The organism is Chitinophaga sp. HK235 (genome assembly GCF_018255755.1).
Taxonomy (GTDB): Bacteria; Bacteroidota; Bacteroidia; order Chitinophagales; family Chitinophagaceae; genus Chitinophaga.
On the sequence record NZ_CP073766.1, the window covers coordinates 7,095,899 to 7,119,228 of the forward strand.

At 47.0% G+C, this 23,330-nt stretch carries 20 protein-coding genes; 16 read left to right on the forward strand and 4 right to left on the reverse strand.

Annotated elements, in window-relative coordinates; all coding sequences use genetic code 11:
* Window positions 1–13: 13 nt before the first annotated feature.
* From KD145_RS27205 to KD145_RS27250, 10 genes are all read left to right on the forward strand, one after another.
* Entirely contained in the window at window positions 14–1,210 is a 1,197-nt protein-coding gene (locus tag KD145_RS27205) for an acyltransferase family protein (RefSeq protein ID WP_212002960.1), read from the forward strand.
* 1 nt (window position 1,211) lies between these two features.
* Window positions 1,212–2,258 carry a sensor histidine kinase gene (locus KD145_RS27210; protein ID WP_212002961.1) on the forward strand — a complete coding sequence of 349 codons (1,047 nt, stop codon included), beginning with the start codon at window positions 1,212–1,214 and terminating at the stop codon, window positions 2,256–2,258.
* On the forward strand, window positions 2,255–2,968 hold the full coding sequence (locus tag KD145_RS27215) for a LytTR family DNA-binding domain-containing protein (RefSeq protein WP_212002962.1): 714 nt from the start codon (window positions 2,255–2,257) through the stop codon (window positions 2,966–2,968). Before KD145_RS27210 ends, KD145_RS27215 begins: the two co-directional genes overlap by 4 nt.
* A 60-nt stretch (window positions 2,969–3,028) precedes the next feature.
* The gene (locus KD145_RS27220; protein ID WP_212002963.1) at window positions 3,029–3,601 is read left to right on the forward strand and encodes a DUF4142 domain-containing protein; all 573 of its coding nucleotides are present in this window, start codon (window positions 3,029–3,031) and stop codon (window positions 3,599–3,601) included.
* A gap of 97 nt (window positions 3,602–3,698) precedes the next feature.
* Window positions 3,699–4,328 carry a response regulator transcription factor gene (locus KD145_RS27225; RefSeq protein ID WP_212002964.1) on the forward strand — a complete coding sequence of 210 codons (630 nt, stop codon included), beginning with the start codon at window positions 3,699–3,701 and terminating at the stop codon, window positions 4,326–4,328.
* A gap of 216 nt (window positions 4,329–4,544) precedes the next feature.
* On the forward strand, window positions 4,545–6,692 hold the full coding sequence (locus tag KD145_RS27230; protein ID WP_212002965.1) for a hypothetical protein: 2,148 nt from the start codon (window positions 4,545–4,547) through the stop codon (window positions 6,690–6,692).
* Window positions 6,689–7,747, forward strand: a complete 1,059-nt coding sequence (locus tag KD145_RS27235) for a hypothetical protein (RefSeq protein ID WP_212002966.1) — start codon at window positions 6,689–6,691, stop codon at window positions 7,745–7,747. The genes KD145_RS27230 and KD145_RS27235 overlap by 4 nt, the downstream gene beginning before the upstream one ends.
* 21 nt (window positions 7,748–7,768) lie before the next feature.
* Window positions 7,769–8,755 (forward strand): hypothetical protein, encoded by a 987-nt coding sequence (locus KD145_RS27240; RefSeq protein WP_212002967.1) that lies wholly within the window; start codon window positions 7,769–7,771, stop codon window positions 8,753–8,755.
* On the forward strand, window positions 8,694–10,067 hold the full coding sequence (locus tag KD145_RS27245; RefSeq protein ID WP_212002968.1) for a glycosyltransferase family 2 protein: 1,374 nt from the start codon (window positions 8,694–8,696) through the stop codon (window positions 10,065–10,067). Before KD145_RS27240 ends, KD145_RS27245 begins: the two co-directional genes overlap by 62 nt.
* A gap of 34 nt (window positions 10,068–10,101) precedes the next feature.
* Window positions 10,102–12,186, forward strand: a complete 2,085-nt coding sequence (locus KD145_RS27250) for a hypothetical protein (protein WP_212002969.1) — start codon at window positions 10,102–10,104, stop codon at window positions 12,184–12,186.
* Between the two features lie 51 nt (window positions 12,187–12,237).
* Here KD145_RS27250 and KD145_RS27255 read toward each other — a convergent pair whose 3' ends face one another.
* Complete coding sequence (locus KD145_RS27255; protein WP_212002970.1) at window positions 12,238–12,732, reverse strand: YdeI/OmpD-associated family protein; 495 nt, start codon at window positions 12,730–12,732, stop codon at window positions 12,238–12,240.
* Between the two features lie 108 nt (window positions 12,733–12,840).
* Between KD145_RS27255 and KD145_RS27260 the strand changes: the two genes are divergently transcribed.
* The 4 genes from KD145_RS27260 to ltrA all read left to right on the forward strand — a co-directional run bounded on the left by KD145_RS27260 (window position 12,841) and on the right by ltrA (window position 17,156).
* Window positions 12,841–13,623, forward strand: a complete 783-nt coding sequence (locus KD145_RS27260; RefSeq protein ID WP_212002971.1) for a hypothetical protein — start codon at window positions 12,841–12,843, stop codon at window positions 13,621–13,623.
* Window positions 13,544–14,587 (forward strand): polyprenyl synthetase family protein, encoded by a 1,044-nt coding sequence (locus KD145_RS27265; RefSeq protein WP_249219584.1) that lies wholly within the window; start codon window positions 13,544–13,546, stop codon window positions 14,585–14,587. Before KD145_RS27260 ends, KD145_RS27265 begins: the two co-directional genes overlap by 80 nt.
* Before the next feature lie 200 nt (window positions 14,588–14,787).
* Entirely contained in the window at window positions 14,788–15,237 is a 450-nt protein-coding gene (locus KD145_RS27270) for a hypothetical protein (RefSeq protein ID WP_212002972.1), read from the forward strand.
* Window positions 15,238–15,887: 650 nt separating this feature from the next.
* Window positions 15,888–17,156, forward strand: a complete 1,269-nt coding sequence (gene ltrA, locus KD145_RS27275) for a group II intron reverse transcriptase/maturase (RefSeq protein ID WP_212001735.1) — start codon at window positions 15,888–15,890, stop codon at window positions 17,154–17,156.
* Between the two features lie 102 nt (window positions 17,157–17,258).
* Here ltrA and KD145_RS27280 read toward each other — a convergent pair whose 3' ends face one another.
* From KD145_RS27280 to KD145_RS27290, 3 genes are all read right to left on the reverse strand, one after another.
* Window positions 17,259–18,587, reverse strand: a complete 1,329-nt coding sequence (locus KD145_RS27280; RefSeq protein WP_212002973.1) for a DUF3472 domain-containing protein — start codon at window positions 18,585–18,587, stop codon at window positions 17,259–17,261.
* 270 nt (window positions 18,588–18,857) lie between these two features.
* The gene (locus tag KD145_RS27285) at window positions 18,858–20,267 is read right to left on the reverse strand and encodes an MFS transporter (RefSeq protein ID WP_212002974.1); all 1,410 of its coding nucleotides are present in this window, start codon (window positions 20,265–20,267) and stop codon (window positions 18,858–18,860) included.
* Window positions 20,268–20,292: 25 nt separating this feature from the next.
* Complete coding sequence (locus KD145_RS27290) at window positions 20,293–21,333, reverse strand: bifunctional transcriptional activator/DNA repair enzyme AdaA (RefSeq protein WP_212002975.1); 1,041 nt, start codon at window positions 21,331–21,333, stop codon at window positions 20,293–20,295.
* A 209-nt stretch (window positions 21,334–21,542) separates the two neighbouring features.
* Here KD145_RS27290 and KD145_RS27295 point away from each other — a divergent pair, with 209 nt between their 5' ends.
* Both KD145_RS27295 and KD145_RS27300 read left to right on the forward strand, forming a co-directional pair.
* Window positions 21,543–22,103 carry an RNA polymerase sigma factor gene (locus KD145_RS27295; RefSeq protein WP_212002976.1) on the forward strand — a complete coding sequence of 187 codons (561 nt, stop codon included), beginning with the start codon at window positions 21,543–21,545 and terminating at the stop codon, window positions 22,101–22,103.
* An 86-nt stretch (window positions 22,104–22,189) separates the two neighbouring features.
* Window positions 22,190–23,242: a FecR family protein gene (locus KD145_RS27300; RefSeq protein ID WP_212002977.1), complete on the forward strand. Its 1,053-nt coding sequence runs from the start codon at window positions 22,190–22,192 to the stop codon at window positions 23,240–23,242.
* Window positions 23,243–23,330 lie beyond the last annotated feature (88 nt).

A 23,330-nucleotide genomic window follows, 5' to 3' on the forward strand; every position in this document is an offset into this window, starting at 1 on the left:
TAAAACTGATCACATGCAAACAACCTCCCGACAAACTTATCTCGACTGGTTACGGATCATCGCCATTGCCGGCGTACTGTTTTTTCATTCTGCCATGCCGTATGTAGCAGAGTGGGGGTGGCATATTAAAAACAATGCCACCAGTCATGCATTGCTGGAGATGAATGATTTCCTGCACCGTTTCCGGATGCCACTGTTGTTTTTTATTTCAGGTACCGTTAGTTATTATATGCTTCAAAGCCGTAGTGGTGGCGGTTTTCTGGGGCTTCGTTTTCGCCGTTTGTTTGTGCCCCTGCTAGTAGGTGTGCTAGTGATAGTGCCGCCGCAGGTGTACATGGAGCGGGTAACGCAGGGGTATAAGGGTAATTTCTGGGATTTTTATACTACAATGTTTGGTACCGGAGCCTATCCCAAAGGTAATATGAGCTGGCATCACCTCTGGTTCATCTGTTATCTGCTGGCATATGACATCCTCTGTGCGCCCTTGTTTGTGTGGCTGGTATCTCCCAAAGGAAAAAAATGGCTGCAGAAGCTGAATCCTTTGGCTTCGGGCTGGTGGGTATATATACTGATGGTGCCCAGTGTGGTTTCTCATGCTTTCCTGGCCCGTATGTACCAGCAAACCGGTGATCTGATCCATGATTACGCTTATTTCCCTTATTATCTGTGGTTTTTACTGGCTGGTTTTTGCTGCATTGCCAATCCGCTGCTGATGGACAGTCTGGAGCGTAACCGCCGTACTTCTTTTGCCATCGCTTTTGGCAGTCTGATGCTGATCAACTATTTCCGTTGGAACGGGCTGGAGCCGGATTATGGCTGGCAGGGTCTGTCGGGATGGTCATTTACAGCCCTGGCCGTTGTGAGTGCCTGGATGTGGGTATTTACAGCGATTGGTTATGGTAAAAGATATCTGCAGAAAAAAAGCAGGGTGCTGGATTATGTCAATGAGGCGGTTTATCCCTTTTATATTCTGCATCAGACTGTTATTGTGATACTGACTTTTTACCTGGCCAATTTGAAGGAAGATATCGGATTGAAATATATCTTTACCGTAGCGGTCACTTTCTTTATCAGTATGAGTATTTTCCACTTGTATATCAGGCCTTATCCGGTGATGCGCTTCCTGTTTGGGATGAAGCCGGCTAAACGAAAGGTGGTCCCGGAGAAGGCTGCAACCGAAATTGTATTACCTGAAATGTCGAACATATAATATGAAATTTTTCTGGAGATATATTTTCCCGGCCTTATATGGTCTGATGGCTTACTTCACCATCCGGCTGCTGACAGACAGCGTTACCGGCATGCAGTTCTGGAAAAGGTCCTGGGGGTTAAATAGTATTGAAATGGCTTTCAGCATACTGATGGGGTTTATGTTCTTGTGGGGCTATCATCTTGTGTTTCATTATTTCAATAAAAAATGGCAGGACAATTTTTCTGCTAAAAGAATCTGTCAGGAGCTACTGGGTGTGTTTTTGATCAATCTGGTGGTACAGAATACATTTATGATACCGATGGTAGCCCTGACAGATGATGGTCTTCAATGGTATGATGCGGTAGATGTGAATATCATTCCTTTGTTTTATGCGCTGATTTATTATGGGGTGAGACGGAGCTACGACTATTCCATGGCTTATGCGGAGAACAGGCTGCAGCTGGAGAAAATCACGAACGACAAGCTGGAAACGGAGCTGAAGTTTTTACGGGCACAGTATCATCCGCATTTTCTGTTCAATGCGCTGAATACGATCTATTTTCAGATGGATGAAGATGTGGCGGCTGCCAAAAAAACGGTGGAGAAATTTGCGGACCTGCTGCGTTATCAGCTGTACGACCAGCAGGAAAAGGTATGTATCAGTCATGAAATACAGTATCTGCGGCATTTTGTGGAGCTGCAGAAAATCCGTTCTTCCAGGAAACTGCAGTTACAGGTATATTTTGATGAGCAGTTACAGGATGAAAAAGTATATCCGTTACTGTTTCTGCCGCTGGTGGAAAATGCGTTTAAACATATCGGCGGCGAATATCAGCTGCAGTTGCTGCTGCGCAAGCAGGGCGGGGAGATCAGCTTTTATGTGGAAAATTCCCTGCCGGCAGCGGCACCGGATTTACCGGAAATGGATATTGAAAGAAAAAGCGGTATCGGTTTGGAGAACCTGCAACGCAGACTGGAATTGCTTTATCCCGGTAGACACAGTTTTTCTGCAGGCGTACGGCAACAACAATTTATAGCAGAATTAAAACTAACGATCAACGAATGAGCAACGTGACTATACGCTGTGTGATCACAGATGATGAACCATTGGCTGCCAGAGGAATACTGGGGTATGCGGAGTGTACCGGTTTTTTACAGGTAGTGGCAGTATGTGAAGATGCCATACAGTTGAATTCTGTCCTGAAACAGCAGCCGGTAGACCTGTTGCTGCTGGATATAGAAATGCCTAATATCAATGGTATAGAATTCCTGAAGAACTATCCCAATCCACCTAAAGTGATTTTTACCACTGCCTATGAACGTTATGCCATCCAGGGCTTTGACCTGGACGTGCTCGATTATCTGCTGAAGCCGGTATCTTTTGAGCGGTTTCTGAAAGCAGCCAATAAGGCATATGATTTTTTTGCAACGCAGCATAATACAGCAGCACAGCCGTATTTCTTCATCAAGTCTGACAAAAAGCTGGAGAAGGTTTTATTTCAGGAAATTTTGTTTGCCGAAGCACTGGAGAATTATGTGGCTGTTTATACCACAGACCGGAAAATCATTACACATGCCACTTTAAAATCGGTCGTGGAAATGCTGCCGGCTCAGCAGTTCATACAGCCGCACAAGTCGTATGTGGTGAATATCCAGCATATCAGTGCTATCGAAGGCAACGTGCTGCATATGGGCCCGCATCAGGTACCTATCAGCAAATACCAGAAGGAAGAGGTACTAGAGAAGATTGTGAATAACCGCTTGCTGAAGAAGTAGCTGGTTGATCCTGCTACGAATTGGCACTTCAATTGATGCCCTTCCTTAAAAAATACCATCATGAAAAAACTTTGTATTCCAGTGCTGGCAGTAGTGATGATGGCCTGTGGACAGCGGGGGAAGGAGGCGCGTCATGACAGTACGGAAACCAGAGAAGAAATGACCCGGACGGAAGAAAAAGAAGGCAGTTTTCTGGAACGTATGGCTGCGTTTGATCTGAAACAGATCCGGTTAGGCGAGGTCGCTGTACAAAGAGCGACAGATGATCGGGTGAAAAAATTCGGGAGTGATATGATAAAACAGCATACCGCTTCCACGCTGCTATTACAGGACATAGCGCATAAAGAAGGCGTTAACCTGGTGCCGGAGCTGTCAAGGAATGACCAGGACGAAGTAGGGCTGTTAAATGAAAAAAACAAAGATGATTTTGACCGGGCTTATATCAGGCGGATGGTGCATGAACAAAAGATGATGATTGAAAGATTGAATAAGGATACCAATGACAAGGATACTGCTATCCGGTCATATGTGCAGAAAACACTGCCCGTGCTGGATGCCAGTATGACTGAGGCAAACAAGATCCTGGAAGATATGCGTAAACAGATGAATAACCGGAATATCTCACATGATTAAGAACAGGATTGTTATTTTATGATAAAATAAATAAATGTAACCTGTTGTGTTTTATGCAATTAGATTTTATATTGCAGTATAGCAGATTACTAATTCTATGGATGTGCAAATGTACCGTGTTGTGTTGGTGGAAGATAATGAGATGGTCAGTAAAACAATCAGCCACACACTGTCAACAGCTACGCGTTATCAATTAGTGAGCGCATATGATCGTTGCGAAGATGCTTTGCAGTATCTGGACCATGACATGCCTGACATTGTGCTGATGGATATCCGGTTGCTGGGGATGAACGGTATTGAAGGTACTTCCCGGATTAAAAAGAAGTTGCCCAGATGCATTGTGCTGATCCTTACTGCAGCAGAGAATGATGAGCTGATCTTTAGTGCATTGAAGGCCGGAGCAGTAGGATATATTCTGAAAGATGAAAACATTCGCCGGCTTGTTCCTTTGCTGGACGAGGCTTTGGCTGGAGGAGCACCCATGAGTCCTTCGGTAGCCAGGATGGTGGTACAGTCTTTTCAGCGGCAACAGGATTCACCCTTGTCAGAGAGAGAAGTACAGGTGATGCAGGGGGTGGCAGAAGGTAAAAGTTATACCCGTATTGCAGATGATTTATTTCTGAGTAAAGAAACCATTAAGAGCCATATAAAAAATATTTTCCAGAAGCTGGATGTTAACAACAAAGCCGACGCTATCCGTGTGGTGAATGCCCGTAACTGGATCTGATCCTTCCTTTTTTACAGACTTTTTTATCCCCGAGGTTTAAAAATCCCCCCAACGGGGTGATAACGTATATCCCACACCGTCGTACTTTTGCGCCGTACTTATAAAAAATGCAGTTACCCACGCATTCCTCGATATACTCCCAATCTGTTGCCTCATAAGGAAACACAATAACAGAGCATCGCGCATAAGTGCAGATACCCGAATCATATTAATACGATGGTGAATATATTATCATACAGGCATCCCTTCCTGTTGCTGACAGCCCTTTGCATCTTCCTTTCCCAGATGTCACCTGTTGCACAGGCACACGACACCCGAACTAACGGTGACGCACCTACCCGTGCTGCATTAACTCAGGCCATCGCTTCTTCCTACGGCACACTTTATTTTTCAGAACAAGCCAAACTGTTGCAGGAAGCGAAAGCTGCTGCCAATACCGCAGCCATCGATAATCTGCTGAATACACCGGTTACTGCAGCCTCCCGTTATGAGTTGCTAAATCGTATAAGTGAACTGGAACTGCAGGAACGCCAGCGTAATAATGGTCTTAGTCTTAATGGTGGTTTCCAGCAGAACTTCAAATCAGGTCTCAGTTTCGAAGAAGATATGTACTTCCGCAACCGCGCTTATGCCGGTATCGACTGGGCTTTGCTGGGAAACAAAGGTTTTTTTGACAAAAGCAGGAGCACTGCAAAAGCGAAAGTAGATCAGCAGATCAATGACCTGTTGCAACAAAAACAGGTACGTCAGGAAGCTTATCCGCTGCAGCTGCGTTACCTCACCTATATTTTCACCAGGGCAAGAGAAGCCCTCACCCAGGAACGCCTGCAGATGCTGGAGGCGCATACCGCCCTGGCTGCCGATATGTATCAGGTACGTCTGTTGCCTTCCGAACAGCTGATCCGCCTTAAAGGTGAAGCAACTGCCTGCCGGCAGTTGCTGGAAGACCTGCGTAACTTCCGCACTTCCCTCGCTGCCAGCATGGGTAATACAGTCCCTGACACAACACTGAATGTAGCCACGCTTCCCCTGCTGGAACTGAATCCGGGTGCACTCGTAGCACAACAGCCCGCAAACGCCCAGCTGACAGACCTTTACAAACAACAATATGAATTAAGCCGCAAACAGAGCAGCAAAGTAAATCTGCATACCTGGTTGCGCTATAATAACTACACCGGCAATTCCGGCAGTGCCCGCAACTTCGGTAGTACCGGCCTCACCGTGGCAGTACCGCTGACCGGCAAAAGCAATGTAAAAGCATTAGCTGAGCAACAGGCCCTGCTGCAACAGCTGGAAAATGACAACAACGAACAGGATCATCTGAACGGCCTGCTGAACCTCAGCTACGAGTATACGGACGCGTTACACCGTTATCAGGAAGCTTATGGTCAGCAGATGTACCTGCTGGAAAAAATAAGAAAAGAGTCTTTAAAAGCTTCGCTGGACAGTGCGCACTTCAGCCCTGTTTATGGTATGGACCTGGTACGCCAGTACTATGCTGTAGCCTACGAAATGCTGAGCACCCGTCAGCTGCTGTATATGAAGCTGGTGAAAGCGCATTGTCTTTCTGAGAACAAAAGCATTATGGAATATACCAAACCGGTAAAGCTGGAACCCGTATTACAGCCATATGCCGGCCAGCGCTCCATATACATCTGGAGTGAATCTTTCAGTCAGTACAGTAATAGTGTTATCCTGGCTTACATGGGTAACAACCATATTACAGAGGCGATTTTATCGCCAGGTGAAATGAAAGATAACAGCAAGCTGACGACCTTTTTACAGCAGGCAGCCAGGCAAGGTATCGCTGTTACAGCACTCATCGGCAACAACAAACTGCTGAACAGCACGAAAGGAGAGCAGGAGCTGGTACAACGGCTGGAAACATTAAAAGCTGCAGGTTTTGTGCGCTTCCATCTGGACATAGAACCACATGCGCTGCCCGACTGGCGTCAGCAGAAAGATGCCTACCTGCAGCGTTTACAGCAACTGGTATCTGCCGCTGCCCAATGGTGTGCCCGTAATCACTTCGATGCCCCGGCCGTGAGCATCCCGGTGTTTTATCCGGAATCTTTTCTGCAGGCAATGGCACAACAAAATATTACCGTATATGCGATGGCGTATGAACGTAAAAGTGCCGATGATGTACTCCAGCGTACTGCCGCCGCCCGCGCCATACTGGGGCATCATCTGGTAATCGTACTGAGCGCAGCCGATTACGATAATCGCAACACTATGGAGCAATGGATACAGGATATCCTGACAGGCACCGGCGAGAGCACCATTGCCATACATGATCTCAAACGTATGTTGATGCTGGACCAGCGTACCATCTTTAACAAAGAAGGAGAAACGCAGCCATGAACAACACAACGCAAAGACAAGCCATGAAACTGAAATTTACACATCAGCCGGCTATGCCGGCCAATATGACACCGGTAAAGACCGCTAAAAAAATAAACTGGGGACGTTGGATCTATCTGGCCATACTGGCCATTGCCCTGATTTCTTTTAGTGTATGGCTGTTCAACCGCCTTTTTTATTACCATGCAGTAGGCCAGCTGCGTCGTCAGTCTGTTGTCGTGAATTTTCCCTACGACGTGCGCGTACTGCAATACCTGGTGAAGGAAGGTGACAGCATCCGCCAGGGACAGCCCCTGTTCCGGTATACCAGGGATTTTCGTCAGGCCAGCAATGACCTGGCCTACCGTGAAGTGACCATGGACCATGCCGATGCAAGGGAAAGGCTCAATATTATCCGCACCATCGAGCAGAAAAAAGCAGAAAGAAGTGCGCTGCTGGCCCAGCAGCGGATATATCAACAGGAAAGGGAAGCCCAGCAGCTGAAGGTATATCTCGACGTAGCACCAGCCACCAGCGTGGACGACGCCAGCCGTCAGGCTGCCATGCTGGGCACCAAAGCTGCCGCACTGGCCGCAGAGATAAAGGCGCTGGAAAACTATGCGGCCCAGTTGTCGGGACTGCAGAAACAGACAACGGCCGCAGTGGCTGCGCAAGCCGCCAATGCCGATAGCACCACTGAAACCTACTATGCTCCTGTACATGGACGGCTGGACCGCCTGCATACGCCTGCACAGGAAGTAGCATACCGCAGCAGTGAAGTAACCAGCATCTTACAACAGGACCAATATATAGAGGCTTACCTGGAACAGGACGACCTGCTGCATTTTTCCGAAAACGACCGTGTGGAGCTGCTCTTCCCGGGCAATATCAAATCCGAAGGCGTGATCGTACGCATATACGAAGAACTGGCTAAAACACCCGCTGAACTGCGTCTTACCGACAGGCCGGCTGCCCGTAAACTGGTGGCTGAAATAAGGTCCTGCGGTGGTACCAACTGGCCCGCACAAAACATCTTAAGCGTAGAGATCTCCCGTAAACGCTCCCTCTTTTTCTAACGATAGTAAAACAGACAAGATATGATAGCAACAATAAAAGACGCAACGCTCATCCTTCACGAATTTGATAAACACCTGCTGTTTGTACAACAATGCAGTGAAGTGACTCCGGCCATCCTGCCTGGCTTTGATGCCGCGATACTGGATGCAGGTAATGAAAAGGAATGTCTGGATTTGCTCAAAAATATACGTGCCACCAACGATCCCGCCGGTTACCTCAAACCGGTGTTTGTAATCAACTGGCAGCACTGTCAGGAAAAGGAAATGCTTGCAGAACTGTCTGACGGTCTGCTCAACAGTGTTTCCATAGTAGCACACCTGCCGCTGCTGGGCCGTGTGGAACAACTTGTTGAAAAATGGAGCGATAACCACCAGCTGCAGCCAGGTATGGCTTTACCGCTGCTGAAAGCTATGCGTTTTGCGTATAGCCGAAACCGTAACCTCACTCCGGTACCTTCCAGGTACTCACTGACAGGCTATATGTTGCCTGTCTTTGATGTAAACTTTTCCCATAGCCAGTTTCAGGAGTACGAAAGAATATTGCAATATGCCATTCAGCATAACCTGCTGTCGAGGAAATTTGTGGACAAACTGCATCTGTGCGGTCACTGCTCCAGTGGTTATCTCAACTACCGGGAGACCTGTCCTTCCTGCCACTCTCATCACCTGCATGCAGAGCATGTGATACATCACTTTATGTGTGCCAACGTAGGCCCTGAAAGCGATTATGTACATGGCGACCATCTGAGCTGTCCCAAATGCAGCCAGTCACTGGGCCACCTGGGCACCGACTACGACCGTCCTTCCATGATGATGACCTGCCAGACCTGCTACAATGCGTTTCAGGAACCGGATATCTCCGCTTTCTGCGTAAGCTGTAAACATGTTACACCTATTGATCAGCTGAAGGAGCATATCGTGTATGAATATGCGCTTACCCCTGCCGGTGTACAAACTATCTGGAACGAAAGCCGGTACGACCTGCTTGCCGGTATTATGGCATCTTAATACAACCCTGGATATGTGGACTTATCTGTATGACTTTTTTCACGCGCTGGACGACCGCAGTATGATACGATTGTTCTGGTTTGTGCTGTTTATCGAGTTTCCCCGTTATGTGCTGGGTGACCTGATAGGCGTGGTCTTTTCCCGCCTGCAGCGATGGCTCACCCGGAGTGAGTGGAAGGCTGCCAGAGAAAGACTGTTTACGGAAAATCCGCTGATAACCGTGCTGGTGCCGGGCAAAAACGAGGGTAAACATATCTATGCCCTGGTAAAGTCGCTGGCAGCACAAACCTATCGCAACTATGAGCTGATCATCGTAGATGATGGTTCTGATGATAATACACCGCTGATATGCCGGGACCTGCAGAAGAACGGGTTGATTAACCTGTACCTGCGCAACCCCGAACGGGGCGGTAAAGCCAGCGCAGCCAATTTCGGATTACGATATGCCAAAGGACAATATGTGGTACATCTGGACGCCGATTCATCTCTGGCACCTGATGCTGTAGAAAAAATACTGCTCCCGTTTTTCCGCTATGAAAATGTAGGTGGAGTAGGGGGAAATGTAAAAGTGCGCAATAGCGGAAAGAATCTGTGTACCTCGCTGCAGGCGCTGGAATATCTTAACTCCGTGCATGTGGGCCGTATTGTATTGTCCTGGCTGGGCATCTACAAAATTATATCCGGAGCCTTTGGTGCTTTCCCCACAGCATTGTTGCGCCGTATCGGCGGCTGGGATATCGGTCCCGGACTGGATGGAGATATCACCATCCGTATCCGTAAACTGGGCTTCAGAATTATATTCGAAGAAGAAGCGGTTTGTTTGACGAATGTGCCCGAAACCTGGAAAGGGCTTACCAAACAAAGACTGCGCTGGAACAAGTCTATCATCCGGTTCCGTCTGCGTAAGCACCGGGATGTTTTCTTTCCCGGCAGAAATTTCAGCATGCTGAATTTTCTGGCCTTCGTGGAAAATATATACTTCAACGTGATTGCTGATTTTATCTGGGTGGTGTATGTCATCGGACTGATACTGTTCAACTTCACGGCGCTGATATTTGTGTTACCCATCAAACTGGTCATGTATTTTATCATGAACCTGATGCAGTTTATGATAGCACTGGCGATCAGCAAACAGAAGAAGAAAGACCTGCCGCTGTTGCTGTATGTTCCGGCACTCACCGTTTATGTAGGCTATTATATGCGGATAGTACGTACGGTGGCCTATATCAGGGAGTTATTGTTCTATTCATCCTATAAGGATCCATGGAACCCCGCCAAGACCTCCCGTAAAGCATTGGAATATGGATTGTAAATATTAACAGGGAATTTTATCATTTAGATTAGACATGAGAATGAAGCAACATTACCTCTACACATTTTGTTTGTTCGCCTTGCTGGCGATGGTAAGCTGCAGTAAAGAGCTGCAGCAACAAATGACAACCCCCGAAAGCGATGCCCGTATCGAAGAAGTAACAGATGCCGGTGTGCTGAACAGCCGCCTTGCGCTGTCCAGTCAGTCCCTGGAGTTTGCAGGGCCTGACGGTATGGTCCGCCAGACTATGGCTACTATGGCCAAAACTACCACTGCTCCGGATTGCCAGAGCGGTTGCACCCGCACTATCAGCGGCAACGTAAACGCCACGCTGGAAGTAGGCAACGGCGAAGTAGTATGTGTGGAAAGCGGCGCTGTATTCAACGGTGGTATCAATATGAAAGGTGGTACTTTGCGTATATGCGGCACCGTTAACCTGCAATGGATCAGCGGCAACAAAGGCGAGATCATCATCACCGCTGGCGGTAAATTTTCTGCCAACGACCTCAGTATTCAGAACGGCGTAAAAGTGACCAACTACTCCAACAACTTCTCCCTGAACAGTGAACTAAGCATCAACGGAGAATTTGTTAACTACGGTATTATCACCCTCAACGGCATCAACGTAAACGGACAGGGTGCTTTCACCAATGGTGGAGAAATCACTGTCAACAACAACGTGAACGTAAATCGTTTTTTCCTCAACGAAGGATTGCTGAAAATACAGAAAGAACTGTCATTCAATGGCAACTCTACTAATACCAATAACTGCCGGGTGATCGTTGGTGGTAACATCAACAGTAATTCCCGCGTTAACAACAACGGCTATATGCAGTCAGGCAATACCCTTTATATCAATGGCAAAGGTGCCATCTATATGACTGGTGGTGCTTACCTGAAAGTAAAAGAACTGTTTGTAAACGATGCTATCTATGGCGGTGACAACGCTTATGCGCGTGTAGACGTGAGCGGTAAAATCACTGTAAATGGTGGTGGTGTGCTGGACGGCAAGCTGGATATCAATGATCCGGCAGGTATCAGTATCATGAACGGTCGTAAAGGTCCGGAAGTGACTGTTAACGGCGACAAATATATTGCTACCACCGAGTGTAATCCTGGTGCCGGCAAGAACACCTACTGCAGCAACAGTGCTTCCTTTACACTGATTGCCAATGTAGCGGCTCCTGTTGTTGGCGGTAATAAACTGAGCGCTACAGATGTTCGTTTCAGAAACGGATATGCTTATGTGTCTTACCATCAGAATGGCGAAACTTATGCCGGCGCGCTGGAAGTATACAATGTGAGCAACCCGGTACGTCCTTCCATTGTGCAACTGGTGACTTTCAAAGATGCTGAGTTCAACGGTCTGGGCCTGGATGACAGCCGCCTGTTCGCCGTAGGTCAGCGCAATCCTGATAAGTCTAAATACAAAGAGAACAATACCCGTGGTGCTATCATTGAAAAGATACCTTTCTCCGGTGATATGCTGGCAGGACAAAATACTTTTGCAGAAGCTCCGTTGCCCAGTTTCAGCGGTAACTCCGTACTACCTGCCAGTGGCAACCTGTGGGTTGTTACCGGTGCTACCGGTGGTGGTTTGTTCTCTCTGGACTACAACAGCCTGAGCATCCTTACTTCCCAGCCTGACGAAAAAGCAAAATACCTGGCCACCAATGGTAAACAAAATGCTTTCCTGACCGTTGCGGAAACAGAAGTACACCTGAAAGTCTTCAGCAATGGCGGTGGTATGAAAGACTACAAACTGGACCTCCAGGTGACACCGCTCGATGGTAAAAACGTGGTGGTAATGGATGATGAATATGCTTACATCACCCTCAGCAAATACGGCGTATCCAAGGTGAAACTGAGCGATGGCAGCATCGTGGCCCGCTACCAGCACAAAGGTAAAGGTCTTACCAACGGCGCTACTATTGACCAGTGTTTTGTATATCTCGCCAACGGTGCCGACGGCCTCGTTGTGTTGCAGAAAAAGGACCTGTCTTTAGTAGGCACTGTAGCATTGCCTGCATCTTCCAACCTTGTAGCCATCAACAACGATATTATCTTCGTTGCCAGCGGTACTGCCGGATTGCAGATCATACAAGTGAAGAAAAATTAATCATCTTCCTATAAATCAAAAGCGGCAGTAACTGATGTTACTGCCGCTTTTTTATTTTTTATTCCCCTGATAACTCCTGCCTGCCGCGAGGTGGTTGATGGCATCTGCCATACGTTGTATCCGCGCATCTTCCACTGTTACCTCCATGATCCATTGCAGGCATTTTTCCTGCTCTTCTGCCGACATAGCCTGAAAAGTGCGCTGGGCTGCCGGTTCGTCGTTCAGACATTCCAGAAAATCTTCCGGAATAGCCTGTGGCAGCTGTTCCCCTACAGGATATAGTACCAGCCGGACATGATCACCAGCTTCTTTTTTTATCTGCTTCCGGATGGCCGCTTTCACCGGCAACATCATGATTCCTTTTTTAAAAGGCATCAGGTTGCAGGGGGCCAGTTCATGGTTGTCGATAAACCCACGCACTTTACGCATACCGAAATAGCTGTTGGGCCCCTTGGGAAGTTGGGGAAGGCGGATAAAGGTCCAGCCGCCTTTGGTGTCAAAGCGTTCCAGGAGCAGCTGTTGGTCTATCAGTGGAGAGTTTGCCATGGTATCGGTTGAAAGAGCAAGTATAAATAAAATGGATGATATAGTTTTGGATGGACTATTTTTAATTGCAGAACTGTATTGTAGTATATCATCTTACCTAAAAACAGCATGGAGAGGATAACGGAAATTGTAACGATTCATTTGGAAGAGCAGCTGCCTTCTTTGGAATATATTCGCGCAATACCACGGATAAAGGAGCTGAAACTGATTTTCGAAGGATCGATGCAGTCGCAAAGAGAACAAATCGGAAAAGTGTGGAAAGATAGTCTGCAGGAGTGTTCTGTTGCGATTTATACAAGTGATCCCATCATTGGGATATTACCGCTGATTACAGACAGAGAGATAGAAGAGCATCAGGATTTTTTTGAGCAGTGTGCATTGGATTACAGAACATTATCTGAGCTACTTGTTTTTGAACTGGGCAGGAAACTTGCCATTTCGATTGACAGAAAATATCCCTGGGAGTCATTTGGGAAGAAATTAGGAAGTCGCGGAGTAATGGGTAACTGGTCCTATTTTTTGCACGGTTTCCATTGTGGTTTTGAACATAAGCAGACAGGCCAGCTTATTGAAGCGCCGCTGGTTTTTAATGATGAATTCGGGGACCTTGATCCCTATTTCTTTAGCCGGTATATCAGATCTACTCCTGCCTATCAGCCTTTACCTGTGGTCATCTTTGAAGATTGCCTGGATGGCGTCAGGATACTTGATAAGATGGTTTCGCTCGGAAAATTTGAACGTATATCTTCCAACTGGCCTGGTCATCATGGAACGGTGGCCGTGCGAAAAGAGAGACAACTGATAGATATTAGTGAGGCAGCCGACAAGCCAACAGGTAACTGGTGGCATAGGCTCAAAACCTCTTTATCCAGATTATCAAACGACAGATAAAATGTTATTGGCAAAGGAAATTATCGCAGCTGAATTTAAAAAAGCAGAGCACTATTTAATAGAAGAGCTGCATAGCAGCGTGCCAATGCTGGATAGGATTACCGGATATCTGATCCATACAAAAGGAAAACAGCTAAGACCGGTTTTTTTATTGTTGTGTGCACGGTTGGGAGGAGCGCTGAATGATATTAGTTACCGGGCCGCGGCCATGGTGGAAATTGTACATACAGCCTCTCTTATTCATGATGATATTGTAGACGACTCCATGACGAGAAGGGGTGCTTTTTCTGTGAATGCACTATGGAAAAGCCGTGCAGCTGTTTTTGCCGGTGATAACCTCTTTATAAAAGCGGTGTTGCTTCCACTGATCAATGGTGATCATAAGACCTTACAGATTTTCTCAAAAGCGATTGAACAGACGATTGCAGGGGAGTTGATGCAGTTGGGGAAAACCCAAAAACTAAATCTCCGTGAAGATGTATATTATGATATCATACGACAGAAAACGGCTACTTTGCTGAGCGCAGCCTGTGAAGCAGGAGCTGCCTCTACTTTTACAGATGAGCAGCAGATTGAAAAAATAGGATTGTTTGGAGAAAAGGTAGGGATGGCTTTTCAGATTAAGGATGATCTGTTTGACTATGGTACTGCTGATGTGGGAAAGCCGTTGGGTAATGATATTAAAGAAAGAAAAGTCACTCTTCCGCTGATTTATACTTTAAATAACTGTGATGGGAGTACGAAAAGAAAGTTGTTACAGCTTATAAAGCAAGATCAGGTAACTGCGGACGATATGAATTTTCTGCAGAAGACTGTGAAGGAAGCCGGCGGTTTTGCTTATGCGGAACAAAAGATGCTTTCCTATCGTCAGGAGGCTTTGGATATTTTGTATGAATTCCCGGAATCGTCCGTGCGCCATGCACTGGAGGAGTTGGTGATGTATACAACAGAACGGAAATATTAGTCTTGAAAAGTTTGATATAGCAGGGGCCCAACTGCATACAGTATGCAGTAGTGCTATACAAATTCTGTTACCAACCGCATAGGGTATGCAGTAGTGATTTATAGCTTCGTAACTACTTTATTAAGGAATCCTGCTTATAGTGTGTATGTAGCATGCACTATCATTCCTCTTTTTTTCACCCTCATAAAAAAAAGCTAAACATGAAAAAGTTATCGCTATTCGTTTCCATGCTGCTTATTGTACAAGTACTGACAGCAAAAGAAAATCTGCCTACGAAGAAAAATACCGGCGTAAAGAAAAATCCTGTTTCCGCTGATGTACATGGTCGCCGTTCTGTTTCTATTGTTGTGAATGCTATCTATATCTACCGTGATAATGGTAGTGAGACAGTAAGTCCTCTGTGTAGCATTCTCGCGTCAGACAGGGCGTATGTTATTAATCATAATACGAGCGCTTACAACTATATAAGTTGTCCTACATCCAGTACGAATGTAGTTGTTTCAGTGGGAGATGAGATACAACTGCGATACAAGTCATTTACCCCATGGCCTGGGGGGATATTGGCTAGCGGTCCCTATACCATTACTCAGGAGGATATCAATAATGGGACGGTAGAGCTAAGCGTAGGATATACGAATAATGAGCATTAATAGTTAACCGGATGTGTTAAAACAAAAACACCCTTTTGCAAAAGGGTGTTTTTGTTTTGTAGTGCGCCCGGCACGGGCGCAAACTCTAGGGTGGAAGTCCCGAACGCGCCTTGATAGTAGGAAGCGTTAACTGATGGCAAGGGTGTCCTTCGTGAGAAGGAATCTGAAGGAAGCCTAAGGTAAATCTCCGGCCTGACGAACAGGAAGCAGATGAGAGGCAGTTAAATGTTGGGCGAGTTTGCTACACAAAACAAAGCCCTATACTATCGGAGACATTTAGCTGTAAATCTGACAGGCATATGGAGAGAAAGTTTGCGTTCTTACCCGGGGAGATCTGTGCAACTGCTGCCTTAAGGAGACGCGTATCCACTAAGGGGCAATGGATGGCAGAGATGCCATTGCAGGTTTTACAGAAGTCAGCTCTGGTCGTAGTACCTGTCGCCTAAACAGGAAAGGGCCAGACATCAGGAGCTTTGGAGTAAATCTGGAACTGGGAGTGTTGCCATGAAAGCAGAAAACTTACTCATTAGGTAAGGCTATATTAAGAGTATAGGGCTGGAAGCCTGAAGGTATTAATAAGCGCTGAGTTACACTTTGACGGAAAGAAAGAAACAAGGCGGACAGGACAGGAAAAAAAATGCAGATGTTAAATGGAGTTACTGGAACGCATACTTGATAACCGTAATGTCCGCCGTGCCTATGAACGGGTAATGGCGAATAAGGGCAGTGGCGGAGTAGACGGGATCGGGATCGAAGGATTTAAATCCCATTTACAAAAGGTCTGGCCTTCGGTGAAAGCAAGGATAGAGGAAGGAAACTATCAACCATCTGCAGTAAGGAGAGTTGATATACCTAAGCCATCAGGTGGAACAAGGACATTGGGCATCCCCACCTTACTGGACAGGTTAATACAACAGGCTATAGCACAGCAACTGACAATTATCTATGATGAAACGTTCAGCGAAAACAGCTATGGGTTCAGGGCAAAACGAAACGCGCATCAGGCATTATTAAAAGCGCGGGACTACGTAAATGCAGGCTACAGTCATGTAGTAGACATTGACATGGCAAAGTTCTTTGACCGTGTGAACCACAGCTATCTGATGAATCTGCTGGGTCAGCGAATAAAGGACAGGCGTGTGTTACGTCTGATCCATAGTTACCTGAAAGCAGGAGTTATGATGGATGGGATAGCAACGGTAAACAGAGAAGGAACTCCGCAGGGAGGCCCTCTAAGCCCGATACTGTCCAACGTACTGTTGGACAAACTGGATAAAGAGCTGGAAATGCGAGGTCACCGTTTTGTAAGATACGCCGATGATGTGTGCGTGTTCCTGCGGAGCAAACGGAGCGCTGCGCGGGTTCTGGATAGCGTAAGTATGTACATTGAGAAGGAGCTGAAACTGGAAGTGAACCGGAGTAAGAGCACAGTAACACGGCCCTGGAAGGGAAAGACACTAGGCTATAGCTTCTACCACAAGAAGGGAGAAAAGGGACTGACGATTGCCCGGAGTAGCATAGCAAGGTACAAGTCCAAAGTCCGTGAAATTACCTCTCGAAGCAAGCCATACGCCATGTACAAGCGTTATGAGCTGTTGAGGCAATTAAACCGGGGTTGGTCAAACTACTTTAAACTGAACGAAGCAAAGAGCCTGTTCAAAGAACTAGATCAATGGGTTCAGCGGCGGATCAGGCAATGTCACTGGAAGCAATGGAGGTTACCGAGGACGAAAGTGGCAATGCTTATAAAGTTGGGGACGCCCAACTGGCAGGCATATCAATGGGGTAACACAAGAAAAGGGTCGTGGCGAATAAGCGGAAGTCCCATATTACAACGCGCTCTGAACAAATCCTTACTAAAACGGGAAGGGTACTTACCCCTTGCTGAGTTAAGTACCCTTCCAACTGTATTATTCTGATGGGCCGCCGTATACGGGACCGTACGTACGGTGGCTGGAGGGGACGGTGTAGGAATTAATCCTACACCTCCTACTCAATTAAGCAACAGCCGTTGCCAGCCATCAGGGTAAAGTATTCAGGTTCACTGTTGGTGCTACACCGGTAGCGGTGCGCGTGAAAGTAGTGTTGTAGTTAACATAGTCAGAGAAGAAGCCGCCGTTTTTGAGGAAAAACCGGCCGGTGCTGTTGTCTACGCCGCCAGCGTAGTCTCTGCGCTGGTCATTGGTGGCGGTGGCATCAGCGGTGAATCTGGCGCTGGTGATTTCTGTCCATATGCCGGTGGTGGACCGGATCCATTGGTTGTTGTATTGTCCGCTTCTGCCGAGATAGCCGTTTGTATCATTGAAGTTTTCCAGGAAGGAATATAATCCGCTGTGGTAGGTGGTGGTGTTGGGTTGTTTCCAGGTGGCGATAAAGCGCCAGCCGGCTGTTTCCGGTGTATAGATCCAGGCGGAGAAATCGGAGCCGCCTGCGCCATCGGGCAAGATATGAGTAAGGAACTTATAGGTGGTACCTGCCTGCCAGTTGAATACCAGATAACTCTGGCCACCGGTACCCTCGCCGCCGAAGGAGTTGTCTACTACGTTGATGCCTTTCCGTACGAGCGTGGTTTTACCAACAGCGGGGTCCCAGATGGAGAACAGGACACGTCTTTCGGTGGCACTGTTGACCTGGATGCCGAAATAACCGCCGTTGAAGCCGTTGCTCATAAAGTAAGAGCCGATTTTGTCTTCTCCTGCGGGCACGGTTACTTCGTTATAGAACCATTCTGCCGTTGTGCCGGAAGGAATGGGGTAGTTGAGATGTACGGATGGGCCGCGTCTGGACCAGTAGTAGTTGGCAGAATCGTTGGCATATACTACGTTGCTGGTAGTGGCGCTGCCGCTGATGATGATATGAGACACATCGCCGAAGTAGCTGCCGCTTTTGCTGATACCCTGCAGGTCTACTTTTACATAACCGGCGCTGGTAATGTTTACGGTACCGATGTTGTAATCCGTATAGGCTTTACCGGTAACGGTTTTTGTAAAGACGGTACCGTTGACGGTCACCTGGATATTACTGGTGCCGCTGGGCACTTTCATGCGTACGGCCACATTAAGCTGACCGGTGAGGCCGAGGCGGAAATAGGTGCTGGTGATGCTGCCGGCATTGGTCCAGTTGCCCAGCCCGTTGTTGGTGATCACTTCTGCGCCGCCGGCAGGAAGTGTGGTTACAAAACCATTACCGGCCAGGGCTACGGCGTAACTGGACGCGGGTGGTACAATGGTCTGCTGGAGCTGGTTCTGTGAACGGGCGTTGGCAGGAAGGGTTTCCTGCATATTTTTACTGCAGGAGAAGATAGCCATGACAGCTATCATCATAAAGATAAGGTGTGCTTTCATTTTCATGGATCGTAATTTTTAATGGTGGCAGGAGACAGCTTTTGCTTATACTATTTTTTTACAAGACATGACCTTCCAGAGCCTGTAACAGGCCAGGGCAGTACATATGCTGATGGTAAAACGTAATATGGTTAACAGTAACTATTACCCTTCTCCATTGTTCACTACGGTAAAGATTACACGGGAATATTATTCACTGTTGAAAGTATGGTTCAGTAATTTTGGTTATACTGTAAGTTAAGGCAGTATTATCAAAAAAAAGTATTTTTTTCTAAATTATTTCGTGGCTGGTTTGTGGGGCAACCAGTATAACATCAGGGCTACTATGAACAGACAGGCCATTCCTGCGATAAGGCCGTAGCGCAAGGCAGTGGCATATATCTGAGGATCTTGTCCGGACTCCAGTATCGCAAAAAATATCCCGCCAATAATACTGATGCCCAGTCCGGATGCTGTTTGCTGAAAGGTAGAGAAAATGCCCGAAGCAGCACCGGCATCTTCCACCGGCACATTGTCCAACACAATGTTCAACAGAAAAGGCAGCACCAGGCCATTGCCAAGCCCATATATCGCAATAAACGATACTGATAACAACGGATGATGCTGACTGCTGCCATAAAAGAGCTGCAACAGAAAAGCCAGCAGAATGATCAGCAAACCTGTTTGCAGCACCCGTTTACCATAGGTAACCAGTAACCGGGAAGCTACTACAGACGATAGCATAAACAACAAAGCATGCGGAATAAAACAGGCGCCGCAGGCCAGTGCAGAGATGCCCAGTCCGTTCTGCAGGAATACCGCCATCATCAGCAGGTAAGCGGTATGCAGCATAAAGTGGAAAAGTACCGCCAGTAACCCAATATTAAATGCCGGCTGTTTAAATAATTGGAGATTGATCAGCGGTCCCTGATTGGCGGCCAGCTTCCGCTGCTGCACATACACAAATATGCCCAGCAATACCAATGATAAAACCATCAGCAGAAAACTCCACCGTGGCCAGTGTTGTTCGCGGCCTTCCGTGATGGAATAGATCAGGCAGCCCAGTGCTGCCGTGAGCACAATCGCTCCGGGATAATCAAATTTTACCTGATCTGTTTTCTCCGTTTCCTGCAGGTAACGACGGATAGCCCACATAGCGGCCACTCCTACGGGCAGGTTGATAAAAAAGATCAGTCTCCAGCCTTCAATGGCCACCTGTGTCTGGGAGAGGTAACCACCCAGCATCTGCCCGATGATAGCGGCAATACTCAATGTAATGCCATACCAGCCAATAGCTTTGGCTCTTTCAGCTGCATCCGGAAAAAGCACCTGTATCAGGGAAATAGACTGCGTGACCATAAACGCTGAACTGACTCCCTGAAGAAAACGGGCAATGTTCAACTGGGTAGCTGTTTGACATAAACCACATAAACAGGAGGTGAGCGTAAACCAGCCCATGCCCCAGAAGAAAACTTTCTTTTTGCCAAGATAATCCCCGGCCCTGCCACCCGTGATCAGGAAGCAGGCGCTGCCCAGCAGATAAGCGGCTATCACCAGCTGTACTTCGCCATCGGTGGCATGCAGACTGCTTTTGATCGTAGGGATGGCGATGTTGATGATAAAAATGTCTATCACATATAAGAGTGGCGCGGTAAGGACAATAAGCAGCGCATACCACTTGTTGATAGTGGAAGAAGAGGATGTCATAAAGTGATGGTGTTAAATAAAAAAATCAGCAGTTGGCTTTTTCGAAGTCGAGCAGCCACTGTTTACGCCAGATACCGCCGCCGTAGCCGGTCAGGTTACCATTGGTGCCGATGATACGATGACAGGGGATGAGGATGGATATTTTGTTCATGCCGTTGGCATTGGCCACAGCCCTTACAGCATCCGGGTTTCCCAGCGTGGTGGCCTGGGTTTTATAGGTTTGGGTGGTGCCGTAAGACACCTGCTGCAGGGCCTTCCAGACAGATTGCTGAAATACGGACCCTGGCGTGAATAAAGGCACCGTGAATGTTTTGCGTTGTCCTTCGAAATAGTTTTTCAGCTGAGATTCCAGTGTTTCGAAGTGTGGGTTGTCGCCCTGTACAATGGTAGCATTCAGGGTGCGGGACAGGTACCGGAATTCTGTTTCCAGCATTTTCCTGTCGGTAAATTCGAGCAGGCAGATACCTTCTTCCACAGCACAGGCGTACATGGTGCCTAATGGTGTTTCCAGCCGTTTAAGATCGATGACCCGTTGTGTCCTGCTTTTTTTAGGAGAGACACCAAAGATGTTTTTAAAGGAATCACCGAAGCCGCTGAGGGATTCGAAACCGGCATCATAAGCAGCCTCAGTGACGGATTCACCCTGCTGTATTTTTTTAAAGGCAGAATTGATCCTGAACATACGCTGATAGGCATGAAAGGTGATGCCGTGATTTTTAATAAACCAGCGTCTTATCTGATGGGGTTCTATGCCGCGCCGGATAAGGTCTGCATCCTTGTATTTGGTACCCGGATCAGCGGACAGCTCCTGTAAGAGTTGCTGTATTGCTGCTGGTGTCTGGTTGAGTTTCTCCAGCGGGTGGCATACTTTACAGGGCCGGTAACCTTTCAGTATACACGCTTTGGAGGTCGGGAAAAATTCAATGTTTTCCGGTTTGGGTTTTCGCGCATGGCAGGAGGGGCGGCAGAAGATGCCGGTTGTTTTTACGGCGGTAAAAAATACTCCTTCAAAAGTGGCGTCCTTTTCGATGGAAGCCTTATACATCCGGTCAAAGCTCAGTTCCATGGTCAGTTATTTTAATTACTTCCACAAAAGTATTTCTACGCTGTCCGCCGGACAACCGGAAAATTGACAAGTATTTTTTTAACGGGCACAACAAGAAGATAGGTACTGACTGATAATTATTATTTAATGTCATCCAGTCGCTACTTTATAGGTTCAATTGTACTTTTGTTTGTCGAGAAATTCTATCGTAAAGTAAAATAAGCACAACCTTGACTTCCTTTCTGAACTCAGCTGATGTGAAAGCTTTTGATATGATCTATGATCAGTATCATCATGCCGTTTTTAGGAACATCTGCCGGTTGGTAGAGCAGCACGACATTGCAGAAGATATTCTTCAGGAAGTATTTATGAGTTTCTGGAATAGCCGGCATGAGCTGGACCTGTCGCAGGGAGCGGGCAAATGGTTGTTTGTGGTTAGCTATAATAAATCATTACAGTATTTAAAAAAGGCAGCCGCTGAAAAATCGAAACTGGTGGCCTATCCATCTATCCTGGATACAATGGAAGATGATAACCCTGATCTTCGGGAAGCCCGGCTGACATTGATTAACGAGGCTATAGAAAATCTGCCTCCCCGCAAAAAGGAAGTATTTCAGTTATGCAGGCTGGAAGGTAAAACAGCCAGTGAAGTTTCTCATATCCTGGGTATTTCACATCATACCGTAAAAGAATATCTACAGGCTTCCGTTAAGTCTATACGCACCTACATCGCCTCCAGCCAGGGTATGGTACCGGTTTGGGGCGCACTCTTTCTGACCGTGTATCTGTAATAAGCCCGTCTTTTTTTGTTAACAATTCCGTAACCTTCTTCTTACCCCTCTTTTTCCCGGCATCTTACTTTTTATATTTGAAAGACATGAAACACATCATCGCACTGATACAGAAAATGAAAGACCGAAAAAAAAAGGCGGCCGATGTGACACGTTCGGAAACTACGGAGGAGTGGGGAGAAGAGGGGATATTGCAGCAGTGGTTGCGGGAAGATTTTGATCGGACTGTGGACAGTGGTGAGCAGGTGCTGACACCGGAGAAGACCGCTTCTATATTAAATCAACTGCACCACAAAATGGAGGCGCAGGAACGGCAGCAGGCGACTGTACCGCGTTTGAGGGTATCCGGCAGTATATATCGCAGGATGCTGCCGCGGGTTGCTGCGGTTGCAGGACTCATCATGCTGGCAGGGCTGGGTATGATTTATTACAGTCAACTGCAAAGAAAAGGGCATCATCCAATAGCTGTGGTGCAGCATGTGAAGTTCATCCGTAATACTACCGGAAAAATCGTGAAGATCAGCTTGCCTGAAGGATCTCAGGTGACCATGGAACCGGCTGCAACGTTGTCGTTTTCGGAGAATGCCGCAAGAGATGTTACGTTACAGGGTAAGGCTGCATTCAGCGTGCAGGCCGATGAGCATCATCCGTTTACCGTTTATGCCGGCAATATTGTCACCACAGCATTGGGCACTGTGTTCACCGTAGACGCACAAGCGCCGCAGCAGGTAATGGTGAAACTGGAAACAGGGAAGGTATTGGTGCGAACAAAAGACGGGACCGCTAAAGAAGATATTTGTTTATTACCTGGTGAAGCGTTTCATTTTGATAGTTCCCGGCATACCTATTCGGTAACAAAGGCGAATGCCGGTAGTGACCATATTTCAAAAACAACTGTTACAAAACATGCGGTGCTGATGGCATTCAATAATGCACCGTTATATACAGTACTCAATAAACTACAGACAGCTTTCGGGGTGAGTATCCATTATGAGCACAGCGATGTTGACGGAGCGTATTTCACCGGGCAGGTGATGAAAACAGATTCACTGCGTAATATTCTGGAGGTCATATGCCAGCTGAATAACCTGGAGTTAATACCCGGAGAGGGAAATATGTCAATCAGGAAGATCAGATAAAAATCATCCATCTACAATAAAAAATAATGCTTTCAGCACCTGCTCATTGTGCAGGTGGCGGGCTTTCTATTCTTAAACTATAATTAAT